Source organism: Synergistaceae bacterium (genome assembly GCA_031272035.1).
Lineage (GTDB): Bacteria > Synergistota > Synergistia > Synergistales > Aminobacteriaceae > JAISSA01.
Genome location: JAISUO010000114.1, coordinates 22,513 through 38,276, shown reverse-complemented (window position 1 = coordinate 38,276; position 15,764 = coordinate 22,513). Strand labels below are relative to the sequence as shown.

Genomic DNA, 15,764 nt, shown 5'->3' with positions numbered 1-15,764 from the left:
CCCATCGCCTGCCTTCAATCTTATTTCTTCCGCAGCGTTATTTGTTATTATATTATCCCGTGAGGAATCATCGTTACAGGGAGGCACGACAGAGTGTTCGACTTCAAATTTTACAACTTTAAATTTCACGACTTTAAATCCCGAATGTTCGCCGCGGAGGGCGGGGACGGGGGGACGGGGAAAATTCCCGAGCGTTCGGAGATCGAGGACCGATTCAAATGGGACCTGGAGGCTATTTATCCCTCCCTGAGTCACTGGGAAAAATCTTTCGCCGAGCTGGCGCCCCAACTGGAAAAGCTCGCCGGGTACAAAGGGAAGGTCAGCGCCTCCGCCGACACGCTGCTGGAGTTTATGCGTCAGGATGAGGCGATTTCGAAAGAACTGGGAAAGCTCTACGTTTACGCCAACATGAAGAGTCATGAGGACCTGCGTGTCACCCGACATCAGGAGCTGGCGGACCGGGTGGAAAACCTTTCCATGCGCCACGCGGCGGCCACGTCGTTTTTTCACCCCGAAATCCTCTCCATGCCGGAGGGACGCATTGAAGAATTTATGAAGGCCCGGGAAGAGCTCAGGCTCTACGCCTTCTATTTTTCAGAGCTGCTGAGGGAGCGAGAGCACGTTCTGAGCACCAGAGAGGAAGAACTGCTGGCCCGAAGCCAGGAGATCGGCGGAGTGGCCCAAAACGCTTTTACCATGCTCACCGACGCCGACATGAAATTCCCCGTGATCCGTGACGAAAAGGGGCAGGACGTGGAACTGACGGAAGAGCGTTATTACAAACTCAGCCGCAGCAAAGATCGAAACGTGCGAAAAGCCGCTTTCAACGGCATTCACGAGACATACGGCGCGTACCGCAACGCCATCGGGGCGCTCTATGCGGGGTCGGTGAAGGGAGACCTTTTCTACTCCACCGCCCGACGATACGCCAACAGCCTTGAGGCCGCCCTCTTTCCAGACAACGTGCCCGAAACCGTTTATGACAACGTGGTGAACACCGCCAACGCTCAGGCCTCCCTGCTCCACGGCTGCGTCGCTCTGCGCCGCCGGGCTTTGGGACTGGAAGAACTGCACTATTACGACCTGAACGTTCCCCTGACCGACGAACCTCTGAGCGAAATCTCCTGGGAGGACGCTCTGGACATGGTGACAGAGGCCCTGACCCCCCTGGGAACGGACTACGTGAATACCCTGAAACGCGGTTTTTCAGAGCGATGGATCGACGTTTACGAAAATCAGGGAAAGCGAAAGGGCGCGTATTCCTGGGGCAGTTACGGCACCCGACCCTATGTCCTGCTGAACTACAACGGCACCCTGCGGGACGTCTTCACCATCGCCCACGAAATGGGGCATTCCCTTCACTCCTGGTACGCCCACGAGGCCCAGCCCCAGGTCTACGCGGATTACACGATTCTCCTGGCGGAGGTGGCCTCCACCACCAACGAGGCGCTGCTGCTGGAATATCTCCTGCGGAAAAGCCCGGACCGGAAATGGCTTCTGTCCTACTATTTCGACTCGGTACGAACCACTTTCTTCCGGCAGGCCATGTTCGCGGAATACGAGAAGATCACTCACCGTCACGCCGAAGAAGGCGAAGCTCTGACCCCCGTGTACCTGAGCGGGCTCTGGGGAGACCTCAACGCGAAATACTACGGCCCTGAACTCGTGATCGACGAGCCCCTCCGCATGGAGTGGGCGCGTATCCCCCATTTTTATACGGCTTTTTATGTTTACAAGTACGTGACCGGGTTCACGGCGGCCGGAGCCTTCGCCAGCGCCATCCTCAACGAAGGAGACACCGCCCGGGAACGTTACCTGACCTTTCTGAAAAGCGGTTCCAGCGATTTCTCCCTGGAAATCCTGAAAAAGGCCGGCGTGGACCTGAGCCGCTCCGATCCCTTCGAACGCACGATGGCCACCTTCAAAGAAAAACTGGCCGAGGCGGATAAACTGTTCTAACATTTTTCACGGGATAATCGACTCGCTGCCTCCGGCTTCGGCCGGAGGCTTTTTCAACTTCGATGCGGGTCTTACCTTGACAGACCTCCCACTGACGGCCTATCCTTTTCAGTGAAACATAAAGAAAGAGAAGGGATCCTGCACTGACATGGAACGATACGACGGGGATCTCTCCTTCGAAAGCCTGAGCCCGGAGGCTCGGCGGGAGTACGAGAGACGCAAAACGGTCAAAGAAGCAGCTGAAGACTTGGGAGTCTCGGAAAGTATGCTTTACTGGTGGCGTCAGCGCTATACGGCCCAGGGAGACAAAACGCAAAGCGCGACGATAGAGGAAGAGCTGAAAGCACTCCGTCTTGAAAACGCGGAACTGAAGATTGAGAGGGACATGTTAAAAAAAGCCGCGGCCTGCTTCGTGAAGCTGCAGAAGTAAAATATCACTTCACAGCGACACACCCGGAATATCCGGAAAGGAAGTGGGCCGCGTTTTTAGAAGTGTCGCGCAGCGGTTATTACGAATGGAAAAAGACTCATGAGAAACAAGAACGGCGATCCCAGGATTTTGCTCAGACTGTTCAGGACATTTTCAATAACGATCGCGGTGTATATAGAATAGAACGTATCTGCGGGATACTTCTAACCCAGGGAAAGAGGCGTCGTTCAGGCGCGTCAAAAAGGTTATGGAAGACAGGGGTTTGAAGAGTGTTCATCTAAGGCGCAGGCAGCGTTCATTGACGGACAGCAAGAAGGCCCGTGGAGAAGGGTATGTCAATCTGGTTCGAGGGAGAGTGATTGAAAGGCCGTTCCAATGGAGTGAAAGTTTTTTCGCAAATTTGAAGAAGGAGGCGGTTCATTGGACGCAATTCAAGACGAAAGAAGAAGCACGACAAACAATGTTTGCATATATTGAAGGTTTTTATAACACCAAACGCGTACAGAAAAGACCGGGTTATCTCAGTCCGACGCAGTGGCTTGAAAAATGGCTCGGCAATCACTCAGTCGAAGCTGCTTAACTTTTGGTCCGAAAAACTATTGACAACCCCTTTTTTGTTGCCCTGAAAGAGGTGAGGCCGATCAATCCTTTCCGATCCGGCCCAAGAGGGCGGGGGTTGTACTCCGATGGAGCTTTGTGGTAACATTCCATTCAAATCAAAAGGGTTTTGTATATTGCCCTTTTGTGTTTGGCGTATCCGCAGCTCTTTTTTATCCCATACGACCGTGATGACGTGAGGACAATGGAAAAAAACGCGTGGCACTATATGATTGTAATGCTTGTGGGTCTGTTTTTCATCCTTGTTCTGGGATTTGTTATTTTTATGTCGGTGAAGAACGCCTCTGACATGCAGAACATTCTTGAAGAAAGTGTAAAAAATCAGGTTATCTCTATTTCCATAGCAGCACGAGATAAAATCGACCCGGATAAATTCGTTTCCTGGACCAGCCCTGAGGGCATCAGCACCGACCAGGCGGCCTACTCCGGCGCCGTCGACGCCCTGCGGCAGCTTCAGTGGGATCTGGGGGCCCAGTATATCTACGCCCTTCAGGAGATCGACGGCAAATACCGCTGCGTCCTGGATACCGACGAAAACAAGGGGGCGACTTTCGAGGAATACACTCTCTCCCACGCCCAGGAACTGGCCTTTCTGGGACTGGAATCCACGGAAATCCTGAATGTATCGGATCCCCTGGACGACTGCAATTCCGGAGCCGTCCCTGTTTTCAGAAAAGGGAAAGTTGTGGGTATTCTCTGTGTTGACATTCCGGATACCTTCCTGAAGCAAAATACCGCCACGGCCCGCTTCAACATGCTGTTTCTGGCGGGAACCACCGCGGTGGTCATGGTCCTCATGATGCTGGCTATGACGTTGCTGGCTCACCGAATGTACAAAATGCAGAAAGAGCTGTACCACATGGCAAATTACGACTCTCTGACAAAACTGCCCAACCGGCAGTATCTGATTTCCTACCTGACGCGGATTTCTTCGGACGAGGAACAACGGGGAAACAGGACGAAAACGCCTTTCGCTCTGCTCTTCGTGGACATGGACAATTTCAAGAAGGTGAACGACGGGTCGGGACACGACGCCGGAGACGAACTGCTGCGGGCAACCGCCGTGTATCTGGAAAACGTACACAAAAACTCGAAGGCCTTCCGACCGGCTGCGGGGGCGCTGAACGTTTCCGCCCGGGTGGGAGGCGACGAATTCGTGCAGATCGTGCCGGGAATATCCACCGAGGAAGGAGCCTCCGCGGCGGCGAGGAAAGTACTGGATGAGTTCGGAACGCAGCCCCTCATCGAACGCTACATCCGAAAATATAAAGTGGGACTCAGCGTGGGAGTGGCCCTGTATCCCTGGCACTCCACCAACTTCAACGTCCTTATCAAATACGCCGACATCGCCATGTACAACGCAAAACAGAGCGGAAAACACCGCTACTGCGTCTATGAAGACGGCATGGGCGAGGAAGAGGACGGGCTCTAACGCTTACGGAGCGAAAGCCAGCGATTGACGAACTCAATGTTGCTCCAGAGATCCAGGTGAAGGTCGGTGGCAAAACAATACCCCTTTACCCAGCCGGTGTTGCCCAGTTCTACATTTCTGCGGACGTCCCGGTAGGCCATGGTGGCGGGAACCTGGTTCCCCGGATTGGCCACGGTAACGTAATCCAGGGCGTAACCCCGAAGTTTTTCTTCCTGTCTGCCGATGAAGGTGTCCACGGTGCACCGGGCCTCCACTCGATGCAGATTCATGCTGCCTTTGTGGGGCGAATACTGTCCGTGAAAGGAGAACACACCAAGCCCATCGTATTTTTCTCCATCCGGAGAGACCAGGTAACGGCCAAAAAGCGGCGCAGACCCGCCATTGACGAAAACAAGGTGGTTCGTGGCGATGCTCTGGAGAATCCCGTCCCGGAAGGCCTCGTTCTGCAACAGCCTCTGCGCGTAACACCAGCCCAGGGAATGGGGGAAATAGATAACCTCCGCATCCGTGGGAAAGGGGTCCTGCCAGGGGTCGTAGTCCCGAACTTCGCAACCCAGCAGGCGGAAGAGTCCGCCTACCTCGGCCCCCTCCAGAGAAATCGCGCTGTCTCCCACAATGGCCACGCGAATGTGCTTGGAGGGCGTTCGAACCACCTGAGGCGGAACCCATTCCTGTTTCAGACGCCCAAAAGCGTCGAGGATCTGCCATTCCACCTGGTTCACGGCGGAAGCCAGCTGCATGGAGGCGCTTCGGAGCTGGAGCACCCGGGTGGCCGCCGCGGGGTTGTAAAGTTCTCTCAGGACGAATTTCGGCCGCTCCAGATCCCTGGGAATGTAGCCCAGCGTCAGGACCGGCGTTTTTCTTCCGTAGTCCTGCTCCAGCAGCTGATATTCTCTGGGGTTTCGCACCGAGGTAAAAATAGCGCCCTGAGCCAGATTGCCCTCCGGCCTCTCAAAACCGGAGAGGACCGACATGGCGATGCCGGACATGAGCATGGCGGAGGCCGCCGCCGAAAACAGGGTCACCACTCCGCAGGACAGCGCCTGAGCCAGTTCCGTCACCTCGGGACGCACCTGGGCGATTTCTTCTTCTCCCCGCTCTCCCAGCGAAACGAGAACGACATTCAGCGCCGAGGGATCCGCGGCCTCCTGGAAGATGTTTTTCAGGTTCTTCATGCTGCCGCAGGTCCAGGTATCCAGGACGACAGGAGACTCCCCCATCAGCTTCTTCAGCAGGTACACGTCCGCTTCCTCCCGGCCGCAGACAAAAAGTTTCACCTTCAGCCCCGCCCGCACCATGGCGTAAACCAGCGTCACTCCATCCGGCACGGTCACCGGCCTGACCTCGTCGGCAATAATCAGACGTGGCAGATTCAATTTACAGCCTCCCAACAGGCAGTATTCCCTACCGAAAATCGAAAAAACTGCCGAATCGTTTCAGAGAAGCGCGAGGGTCTTTTCCTGCGCTTCAGTCCGTCTCCTGCGAGTGTATCACAGAAACCTTCCCTGCGGCAGTGCCTGCCGCAAAACCCGTAGACCAGCAGACCTGAAGGTTAAACCCTCCCGTGGGGCCGTCCAGGTCCAAAATCTCTCCGGCGAAATAAAGATTTTCACACAATTTAGACCGCATCGTGGCCGGGTCCACTTCCTTCAGAGACACCCCTCCCCGGGTCACCACCGCGTGATCGAAGCTCCACAGACCGTTCACCGTCAGGGTGATGTTCCCCAGCAGACGGGCCAGGTCCCGCCGCTCCTCCGGCGACACCCAGGCCACCCCCTTCTCGGCGGGAACGTCCGAAAGCTCCAGAATCATGGGGATCAGCCGGGCGGGCGCCAGGTCCGTCAAAGCCCGTCCAAACTCCCGATCCTGATATTTTTCGAAATCCCGGGCAATTCGGGCCTCCAGCTTTTCCTGAGAGAGGGCGGGCTTCAGATTCAGGACGAACTCCACCGTTCCCCTCTTCATCCAGTCCGGGACGGAGGCGCTCAACTCCATGACGATGGGGCCGCTCACCCCAAAGTTGGTGAACTCCATCTCCCCGAATCGCTCCGTCTCCTTTTCTCCGTTCACCAGAACCGTGAGCCGCACGTTTCGCAGGTTGAATCCCCGGGCCAGCTTCACCCAGGTCTCCCTGGTCCTGACAGGAACGATGGCGGGAGTGGGCTCCACAATGGTATGCCCCGCCTGCGCGGCGAAGCGGTATCCGTCTCCCGAAGAGCCCGTTTTCGGGAAGGATTTCCCTCCCGTGGCCAAAATAAAGCGGTCGGCGGTAAGTTCCTCCACCGCGGTGACCAGGCGCTCCACCCGGCCCTCCCGGAATCTGAGCCCCCGAACCGGCGAGCTGCGGAGAATCCGGACGCCTCCCTTTTTGCAGCGGCGCAGAAGACATTCCAGAACCCTTTGAGCCCCCTCAAGGCTTCCGGGGGGAAGGTCGGGAAAAACCCGATTGCCTCGCTCGACGATGGTCCTGACTCCGTTTTGGGCAAAAAACGCCCGGGTCTCCGACGGCCCGAAACGACTGAAGGCCGAGTACAGAAAGCGCCCCTTTTCCCCATAGCGCGCCAGGAAAGCCCCCATGTCCGGCTCGGCGTTGGTGAGGTTGCACCGGCGTTTGCCCGCCAGCAGCAGTTTTTCCCCAAGGGACGCGTTTTTTTCCACCAGAAGCACCCGCTCCCCCGCCTCCGCCGCAAACCCCGCCGCCATGAGCCCTGCGGGGCCGCCGCCAATTACCAGCGTATCAAAACGTTCCATTGAATCAGCAACCTTTTTTATTTAACAACCTTTTTTATTTACGGGTCCGTCCGGGCCGGGAGTTTCCCCGGGCTTCAGAAAACTGCTGACGAAACAGGGACCCCAGGGAAAGATCGGAGGCCTCTTCCTTTTTTCTTCCGGCTTTTTCGCCTCCGGCGGAGCGCGCCCTCCCCGAAACGCGAGCGCCCTCCGAAAGACGGCCTTTTTCCTCCGTTTCTCCCGTCAGGTCCCGCTTTTTCATGGAGAGGGAGATGCGTTTTCGGGCCTCGTCCACCTCCAAAACGGCCACCTTCACCTGCTGGCCCGGTCGGAGAAAGGCCTGAGGATTCTCCACGAAGGTATCGGACATGCGGCTCACGTGGACAAGACCGTCCTGATGAACTCCAATGTCTACAAAAGCGCCGAACGCCGCCACGTTGCTCACGATGCCGGGGAGAACCATCCCCACCCGCAGGTCTCCGATCGTTCGGAGGTCGGGATCGAAGGCAAAGGCCTCGAAGGATTCCCGGGGATCCCGCCCGGGTTTCGCCAGTTCCTGCAAAATGTCCCGAAGGGTGGGCAGTCCCGCCTTTTTGGAGACAAACTTTTCCGGCTCAATCCGAGCCCGCAGCTCCGGCTGACGCATCAGGTCCTCCACGGAGCAGCTCAGGGCCTCCGCCATCCGCTCAACGGTGGAATAATTTTCGGGATGCACCGCCGAGGCATCCAGAGGATTCTTCCCGCCGTGAATCCGCAGGAACCCCGCCGCCTGCTCGAAGGTTCGGGGTCCAAGGCGGGGAACCTTCCGCAGGGCGTCCCGGGAGACAAAGGGTCCGTTGACCTCCCGATACTTCACCAGCTGCCCCGCCACCTGGGCGTTAAGCCCTGAAACGTAGGACAGCAGCTCCGGGCTGGCGGTGTTGACCTCCACCCCCACGGCGTTGACGCAGTGCGCCACCACGTCGTCCAGGGATTTCTTCAGCTCCTTCTGGTCCACGTCGTGCTGATACTGGCCCACACCGATGGCCTTTGGATCGATGCGAATCAGCTCCGCCAGAGGGTCCATCAGGCGGCGTCCAATGGAAACCGCGCCCCGAACGGTGACGTCACGGTCGGGGAACTCCCGTCTTGCGGCCTCCGATGCGGAATAGACCGAAGCCCCGCTCTCGTTCACCGAGGCCACAATAATCTCCGGCGGCAGGTTCAGCTCCCGGACAAAAGTCTCCGTCTCCCGGCCCGCGGTTCCGTTTCCGATGGCGATGGCCTCAATGGCGTATTTTTTCACCAGCTCAGGGATTTTCCGGGCCGCCTCCGCTCTTTGACGCTCTCCGGTATGGGGAAACACCACGTCGTCGTGAAGCAGGTTCCCCTGAGCGTCCAGACAGACCACCTTGCAGCCCGTGCGAAGCCCCGGGTCGATGGCCAGAGTGGCCTTCTGACCCATGGGAGCCGCCATCAGCACTTCCTTCACGTTCCCGGCAAAGATGCGAATGGCCTCGGCATCCGCCCGCTTCTTCAGGGCGTTGCGCAGCTCCGTCTCCATGGAGGGCCGCAAAAGACGCCTGTATCCGTCCTCCGTCGCGTCCGCCACCAGGCGAGAGGCCTCGCTGGTCCCCTGCACGAACATTCGCTTCAGCAGAGACAGACAGTCTTCCTCCGGCGGCAGCATGGAAACCGAAAGAAAGCCCTCCCGCTCTCCTCTCAGGACGGCCAGAACGCGATGGGACGGAGCTCCCGCCGCCGATTCCTCCCATTCAAAATAGTCCCTGTAGTTGGCCCCTTCTTCCTCCATGCCCTTCACACAGCCGCTTTTGAGAAGGGCCTTTCGGGCGAAGATCTTCCGGATCTCGCGGCGGGCTTCCGCGTCCTCGCTGAATCGCTCCGCCAGAATGTCACAGGCTCCCCGCAGGGCGGACTCGACGGAGTCCACGCCCTTTTCGGCGGAAACGAACCGCTCCGCCTCTTTTTCGGGACTGAAGGTCTCCAGCTGCTCCAGCAGCGCCTCGGCCAAAGGCGTCAGGCCCTTCTCCGCCGCCACGGAGGCCCGGGTTTTGCGTTTGGGACGGAAGGGCAGATAGATGTCCTCCAGAGCGGTCAGCGTCCGGGCCGAGGACACCGCCGCCCCCAGCGCCTCCGTCAGCAGCCCCCGCTGGGAAAGGGACTCCACAATCGCGGCCCGTCTCTTCTCCAGTTCCCGTATTTTTTCGTCCCGGTCGCGGATCGCGGTGATGACGGTTTCATCCAGAGAGCCCGTCGCCTCCTTGCGGTAACGCGCGATGAAGGGAACCGTACACCCCTGCCCGAACAGATCGAGAACCGCACGAACCTGCGCTCCGGAAAGCTCCAGTTCCTCCGCCACCTGAAGGGCGATGGCCCCCGCGTCCGTCGTTTTGTCAACTTCGCTCATTCCTCCAGCCTCCCCGAAGCAAACGTTTCGTTACAAATCCAGGCGTTTTCGCACAAAATTTTCATCTCACGCAAACCGCTCTTCTCGCCTGGACCCTCCCGTATTTCATGCGAAACATTGTATTATATCCCGCCCCGCTTCGAAAGGGACCGAAAATTTCCGGCGCGGGACGACAGCCCTGACTCCCCCGAACCCTAAATAACAATATTGTAATAAGAGCCTGCTGACGTTAATTTATGACAAATTATCAGATTGAAAACTCACTATTCCTAAGATATTGTTATTATTTTCCCCTATTGACTTTGAATAACGCTTACTTTATAAATAATGTGCAGTAAATCGATTGGTATAAGGTGTTTATGATGCAGTCGATTACATCACCCCATCTGGGGCAAGGAATACCTGAGCCATTCCCTGCCGCGGTTACCTCAGCCCCTCTTCCGCAACGAAGAGGGGTTTTTATATAAATTACGCAAACTTATTTACGCCGTGTTTTTGAGTAAATAATAAACTTGACAAACGATACTGAGAGGTTTCTGACTTGGCTTTGATTATCAACAGCAACATCCCCGCGTTTCAGTTTTTCGACTCCCCCGCCGCCAGCGGCCCCGCACTTCAGAGAGCCATTCGGAGCCTCTCCGCGGGGCTGCGCATCAACTCCGCCGCCGACCCCGCCATTTCCGAGAGAATGCTCGCCCGGGCCCGTGGGCTGAACCGGGCTGTCGCCGGCGCACAGAATGGTATTTCCATGATTCAGGTCGCCGAAAGGGCACTCAGCGACACGAGCGGCATTCTCCAGCGTATGCGGGAGCTGTCTCTGCAGGCCGCCGGCGACACCCTGACCCGACGGGACCGAAGCTGCATTCAGGCGGAAATCGACCGGCTCCGGGACGAGATCACCCGCATCGGGAACAGCACCCAGTTCAACAAAAAGAAGCTGTTGAACGGCTCCGCGGGGGTCCTCTGGTCGACGGACAAAATGACCACGAAGGCCATCATCGGCGGCGGACTTCGAATCATGGATCAGCCCGTTCGAAAGCGGCCCGCCGGGGGCAGCTACAAAATCCACATCACCGCCGACCCCGGTCAGGCCGAGGTTAAAAAATCCAACATCTTCAGGCTCCGAAATTCCGGAGGGCAGAGCATCGGCAGCCCGTTCACCTTCAGCACCAGCGCCCCCGACGCCTTCAAATCCGGAAGAGGCTCCAACCTGCCCCCGGGACGATACGATGTGACCGTGCAGTCCGTACAACAGGGAGCGACATACAGAGAGGTGACCGCCTCGACGATCCCCGGCGGAAGAACGCTCCCCGGCTCCGGCGGCGGACCTTTGCAGACGGGTCTGCATAATTTGCAGTTATACGCTCTCGCCGCCGCAGGAAACACGGATAACTCCAGTATATTGTTTGAGGTGACGGACGTCGATGCCGGCACGGGAAAGGTGACGGTTCAGTATCAGGGGTTCGTCATGGACAGGAGCGGAAATCGCACCGTCATCGGCCCGCAGTCCGCGACCTTCACGGCAGGCGGCAGCAAAAGCGTGTTTCTTTCGGGACCGTCAGGACTCGACATGACTCTCCAGGAAAACGCGACAGCGGGCTCCGATGTCTCCGAGTTCACCGTTGGACAAAAAGCCGTTATCGATACAATCTCCCCGACCGCCGCGCCAAACCAGGTGAAGCTCAATATCACGGGGCCGTCATCTCCCTTTGTATTCTTCGCCTCGCCCGTCGCCATCGACGCGGACGTCATCAGGGGCAGGACGATAGACTTCGGATATGTCACACTGGACAGACAGGGCAAAGCCACAGTGGGAACCGTCACGCTGGACTTCGGCTCCGCAGCCGTCAAAGACGGCGACAGGGCGACTCTGATCGTCGCCCCTGACGTCAGGCCCCTCGCCCGGAAGGACAGCCGCCTCCGGAACATCGACAAATTCTGGAACACCCAGGGCCGTTTTCTTGTTGAGGATCCTCAGTATATCTCCATTACCCAGGGAAACGGAAAAGTCGCCGGTTTTACCCTCTATAAAAACGACAGTATGGAGGACGTGGCGAAAAAGATCAGCGACGCCATCCGCCTCTCCGAACTGGAAGGGGGACTTGGGCAGGAGCTGTACGCCGTCAACGCGATGCAGGATTCCTTCGCTTCCTTCGTGGAGGAGGAAAAAAACACGGACGACAGCTCAGAATCCGCGACGGGCGCCCTTCTGATCCGTTCCGCCCTCACCGGAGACGCGGGAAGGCTCTTTTTCGCCGGAGACGAAGACGTTCTCAACGCGCTGGGGCTCAGCGTCCTGCAGGATGCGAAGGAAACGAATTTCACCGTCACCGCCGCTGACGCCCTCACCGGAGAAATCCTTGTGGATGGCGTGCGCGTCAGTGGCAATCGCCTTATCGGTCAGATTCACTCCAATGTGGATCTGGAGTTCGACGCCGCCGCCAACGTCTCGGCCGTCTGGAACGGCCTCACAAAGAAGTTCGACTTTGCCCCCGGCGAAAAAGCCTATACCACGTTCCTGCAGCTTACGGACAACTCAACGGTAATTCAGACCGGCGCAAACGGCGGCGAAGACATGAGCATCGGCATTGGAGACATGCGATCCAACGCACTGGGACTGAATCGGGTTCTGATCACCGATCGGGAATCAGCGGGCCGATCCGTCACCATCATCGACCAGGCGCTGGACAAAGTTTCCACACAGCGCGCGAAGCTGAGGGCCTGTCAGAACCGTCTGGAGCACACCATCAACAGTCTCAGCGCAACCAGTGAGAACCTCTTTGCCGTCAGCAGCCGCATACGGGATACGGACATGGCGAAAAAAATGATGGACGTCACAAAGTTCCGGATCATGCTTCAGTTCGGGAACATAATGCACAGTTTTACATGATATTTTGACTAAAATTCAACATAATTATTTGTATTTTGTAAAATTATTATCGTCAATTCTTCTTATTGATTTTCGTCACTGCGTATTTTATAAATATGTCGTAAGCGACGGTCTTACAAAAGAACTCAGGTTATATGAAACTATCGGAGGTGGTTAAAAAAGCATTTTATGACACTGGTGACTCTTAACATATCTTGTTCCATACGTTAAGCATTCGAAAAAGGTTTATTCAATTACATATGTGCATACCTCTTGACAGGCAGGGATGCCCGCCAGGACAAAAAACAAGGAGGTTCTTTTATCATGGGTATGGTTATCAATCACAATATTCCGGCTATGCAGTCTCTCAACGCCATCACGTCCACCAACAGCATGCTCCAGAAGTCCATTCAGAAGCTGTCCACGGGACTGCGCATCAACTCCGCCGCCGACGACGCCGCAGGACTGGCCATTTCCGAAAAAATGCGGGCTCAGACCCGGGGGCTGGATCGCGCCACCGCCAACGCGCAGGACGGCATTTCCATGATTCAGACCGCTGAGGGCGCTCTCAACGAGACCCACAGCATTCTTCAGCGTATGCGCGAGCTGGCCGTTCAGGCCGCCAACGACACTCTGACTCAGCAGGACCGCTCTTACATCCAGGAGGAAATCGACCAGCTTCGTCAGGAAGTCACTCGCATCGGCAATACCACCCAGTTCAACAAAAAGAAACTGCTGGACGGGTCCGCCGCCACTCTGTGGTCCTCTGACAAGCTGACCACGAAAGCCATAGTCAACGGCGGTCTTCGGGTCATCGACCAGTTCGGACAGAAACGGGCCGCCGAGGGCAACTACAAGATTCAAATCACCGCCGACCCCGGCGACGCCGAGATCCAGAAAACGGACATCTTCCGAATCAAGCATCCCGATGTCGTCACTTTTTCCACCAACAACGCCAGCATTTTCACCTCCGGAAAGACGGCCGGACTGGCATCGGGAGAGTACACCGTCGCAGTCGCGACACCCGCAACCCCGGGTAACGCGAAGACGACCATAGCTTCGTCGTTTGGAGGTACAGCCGGCGCGGGACTTAACCTTGCAAACCTCATAAAGACAGATGCGGCGCTGACCACGAACAACTCCAGTCTGCTGTTCGAAGTGGAGTCCGCTTCCAGTTCCAGCGTCACCATCAAAATCTCCGGAACCATGATGGACAAAGACGGAGTCGTCACGGACGTCACCGATACCGTCACTCTCACGCCAACTCCCGCCGCCGATGTCCCGACGAACATCGCAGGTTTGGGGCTCTCTTTTGACAGGACTTTGTTAACCACCGCCAATCTCGCCGCTTTCACGGCCGGGGAAAAAGCTGTCGTCAACACGACCGCCACATCCACGGCGGCCGACTTCGAGGTAACGGCCACCATGGCAAACCCGGGCGGTGCCCCGATCTCGATTGGAGGCACGTTCGTCCTTGGCGCGAATCCCACTGAGAAATCTATACCCTTTGAGCAAATTTCCATGGACGCAACCGGCAAGGTCACCCGAGGCACCATAACTCTCAACCTCGGATCCGCCCCTCTGCTGAATGGAACGACAGCCACCCTCAAGGTAAAGGGCGTCGGAGACCTGTCTGATTCGAGCACCCGCCTCTGGGACATCGAAAAATTCTGGGACGCCCAGGGTCGCTTCCTGGTCAACGACCCTCAGAAGATCACCATCACCCAGGGCGACGGGAAAACCACCAGCATCACCCTCTACAAGAACGACACCATGGGCAGCGTGGCCCAGAAGCTCAACGACGCCATCAGCCGTTCCGAGCTGAACGGCGGTCTTGGGCAGGGCAAATACGTCACCGGCGCCGGCGCGAACACCTTTGCCTCCTTCGTGGAGACACCCACGGCCAATACCTCCGAGGCCGTGCAGGGTACCATTCTGATCCGTACGGCCCTGACCGGCGATGCCGGAAAGCTCTCCTTCGCCGGAGATGAGGACCTGCTCAACGCCCTTTCTCTCAGCGTGGTGCAGGAAGCAAAGGAAACGGACTTCACCGTTACCGCCACCGATGCTCACTCCGGGAAAATCGTCGTGGACAAGGCGAAGGTCACCGGCAATCGCCTCATCGGTCAACTGCACCCCAACGTGGACGTGGAGTTTGACGCCACCGCCGACGTCGTGGCCACCTGGAACAACAGTACGAAAAAATTCGACTTCACTTCCGCCTCCGCTGCTTCCGGTGCGGATCCCTACACCACGTTCCTGCACCTTGCGGACAACACCACGGTGTTCCAGATAGGCGCCAACGAAGGTGAAGACATGGGTATCGACGTGGGCGACATGCGCTCCGACGCTCTGGGCCTGAACAAGGTTCTGGTCACCAACCGGACCTCGGCGGCCCGCTCCATCACCGTCATCGACAACGCGCTGGACAAGGTTTCCACTCAGAGAGCGAAGCTGGGCGCTTACCAGAACCGCCTTGAGCACACCATCAACAACCTGACCACCGCCAGCGAGAATCTGACCGCCGCTGAGAGCCGCATCCGTGACACGGACATGGCAAAGGAAATGGTGAACTTCACCAAACTGCAGATCATGCTCCAGGCGGGAAACAGCATGTTGAGCCAGGCGAACCAGCTTCCTCAGAACATTCTGAGCCTGCTGAGATAAAAGTTAACATCCATCCTTCTTCCAAAATAAAGAAGGGTTCTCAATCAGGAGGGACCTCGTCACCATTCGGGGTCCTTTCCCTTCCTTCATGATCCTTATGGCGGATTGCAGAATCGTGTCCCGACCTGGAGGCAAAGTGTAAATTTCATTCGAGAGGTGACAACCGTGAAGATCGACAAGTTCGAACGCAATCTGCGACAGGAGAACCCGCCTTTTGTCCCTGAGGTTTTGCATCCCCGGAGGACGAGCCCTCAAAAGACTCCCGCGCCTGGAGCCGGCGAGGACGTCGCGGGGATCTTTTCGAGCCAGAGCCATGAAAAAAAACGTGCAATCCTGGAAAAGGTCTGCGAACTCATGGAGCTGACCCAGACGGACCTGAAATATCACGTCCGCGAAGGCGTGAACATGGTCCAGGTTCAGGTTATCGATCGCTCCGACGGGAGAGTCCTGCGCAACATTCCCACGGAAGAAACCCTCGGCATGGTGGCGTACCTGATCGCACACATGAAAGACCGCATGGATCTGAAAGCCTGATCCGTTTTTTCATATTCTTCATTCAGACTTTCTTATCCAGATTTTCTTATCCAGTTCTCTTATCAGGCCCTCTTATTCTCATTTGGGTCTGCCTCGGTCTTTTTGTATCGGTAGAACT

At 56.9% G+C, this 15,764-nt stretch carries 10 protein-coding genes; 7 read left to right on the top strand and 3 right to left on the bottom strand.

What is annotated here, in order from left to right; all coding sequences use genetic code 11:
- Window positions 1-93 precede the first annotated feature (93 nt).
- The 4 genes from pepF to LBR61_13450 all read left to right on the top strand — a co-directional run bounded on the left by pepF (window position 94) and on the right by LBR61_13450 (window position 4,439).
- Entirely contained in the window at window positions 94-1,959 is a 1,866-nt protein-coding gene (gene pepF / locus LBR61_13465) for an oligoendopeptidase F (protein ID MDR1733089.1), read from the top strand.
- 148 nt (window positions 1,960-2,107) lie between these two features.
- Window positions 2,108-2,389: a transposase gene (locus LBR61_13460; protein MDR1733088.1), complete on the top strand. Its 282-nt coding sequence runs from the start codon at window positions 2,108-2,110 to the stop codon at window positions 2,387-2,389.
- A gap of 298 nt (window positions 2,390-2,687) precedes the next feature.
- Entirely contained in the window at window positions 2,688-2,969 is a 282-nt protein-coding gene (locus LBR61_13455) for an IS3 family transposase (GenBank protein ID MDR1733087.1), read from the top strand.
- 222 nt (window positions 2,970-3,191) lie between these two features.
- Window positions 3,192-4,439: a GGDEF domain-containing protein gene (locus LBR61_13450; GenBank protein MDR1733086.1), complete on the top strand. Its 1,248-nt coding sequence runs from the start codon at window positions 3,192-3,194 to the stop codon at window positions 4,437-4,439.
- On the opposite strand, the gene LBR61_13445 is transcribed toward LBR61_13450, so the two are convergent.
- The 3 genes from LBR61_13445 to LBR61_13435 form a co-directional block, all read right to left on the bottom strand.
- Window positions 4,436-5,815, bottom strand: coding sequence for a hypothetical protein (locus tag LBR61_13445; protein ID MDR1733085.1), 1,380 nt, complete (start codon window positions 5,813-5,815; stop codon window positions 4,436-4,438). The genes LBR61_13450 and LBR61_13445 overlap by 4 nt on opposite strands.
- A gap of 91 nt (window positions 5,816-5,906) precedes the next feature.
- Window positions 5,907-7,190, bottom strand: a complete 1,284-nt coding sequence (locus LBR61_13440) for an NAD(P)/FAD-dependent oxidoreductase (protein ID MDR1733084.1) — start codon at window positions 7,188-7,190, stop codon at window positions 5,907-5,909.
- A 34-nt stretch (window positions 7,191-7,224) separates the two neighbouring features.
- Window positions 7,225-9,576 (bottom strand): RNA-binding transcriptional accessory protein, encoded by a 2,352-nt coding sequence (locus LBR61_13435; protein ID MDR1733083.1) that lies wholly within the window; start codon window positions 9,574-9,576, stop codon window positions 7,225-7,227.
- A 541-nt stretch (window positions 9,577-10,117) separates the two neighbouring features.
- Between LBR61_13435 and LBR61_13430 the strand changes: the two genes are divergently transcribed.
- The 3 genes from LBR61_13430 (at window position 10,118) to LBR61_13420 (ending at window position 15,646) form a co-directional block, all read left to right on the top strand.
- The gene (locus tag LBR61_13430; GenBank protein ID MDR1733082.1) at window positions 10,118-12,466 is read left to right on the top strand and encodes a flagellin; all 2,349 of its coding nucleotides are present in this window, start codon (window positions 10,118-10,120) and stop codon (window positions 12,464-12,466) included.
- Between the two features lie 309 nt (window positions 12,467-12,775).
- On the top strand, window positions 12,776-15,112 hold the full coding sequence (locus LBR61_13425) for a flagellin (GenBank protein ID MDR1733081.1): 2,337 nt from the start codon (window positions 12,776-12,778) through the stop codon (window positions 15,110-15,112).
- A 165-nt stretch (window positions 15,113-15,277) separates the two neighbouring features.
- Entirely contained in the window at window positions 15,278-15,646 is a 369-nt protein-coding gene (locus tag LBR61_13420) for a flagellar protein FlaG (protein MDR1733080.1), read from the top strand.
- The last annotated feature ends 118 nt before the right edge of the window (window positions 15,647-15,764 follow it).

Excerpts from the sequence above, each read along its gene's own strand:
- LBR61_13460 (MDR1733088.1), top strand. The coding sequence starts at position 2,108 with ATGGAACGATACGACGGGGATCTCTCCTTCGAAAGCCTGAGCCCGGAG.
- LBR61_13450 (MDR1733086.1), top strand. The coding sequence starts at position 3,192 with ATGGAAAAAAACGCGTGGCACTATATGATTGTAATGCTTGTGGGTCTG.
- LBR61_13440 (MDR1733084.1), bottom strand. The coding sequence starts at position 7,190 with ATGGAACGTTTTGATACGCTGGTAATTGGCGGCGGCCCCGCAGGGCTC.
- LBR61_13435 (MDR1733083.1), bottom strand. The coding sequence starts at position 9,576 with ATGAGCGAAGTTGACAAAACGACGGACGCGGGGGCCATCGCCCTTCAG.
- LBR61_13425 (MDR1733081.1), top strand. The coding sequence starts at position 12,776 with ATGGTTATCAATCACAATATTCCGGCTATGCAGTCTCTCAACGCCATC.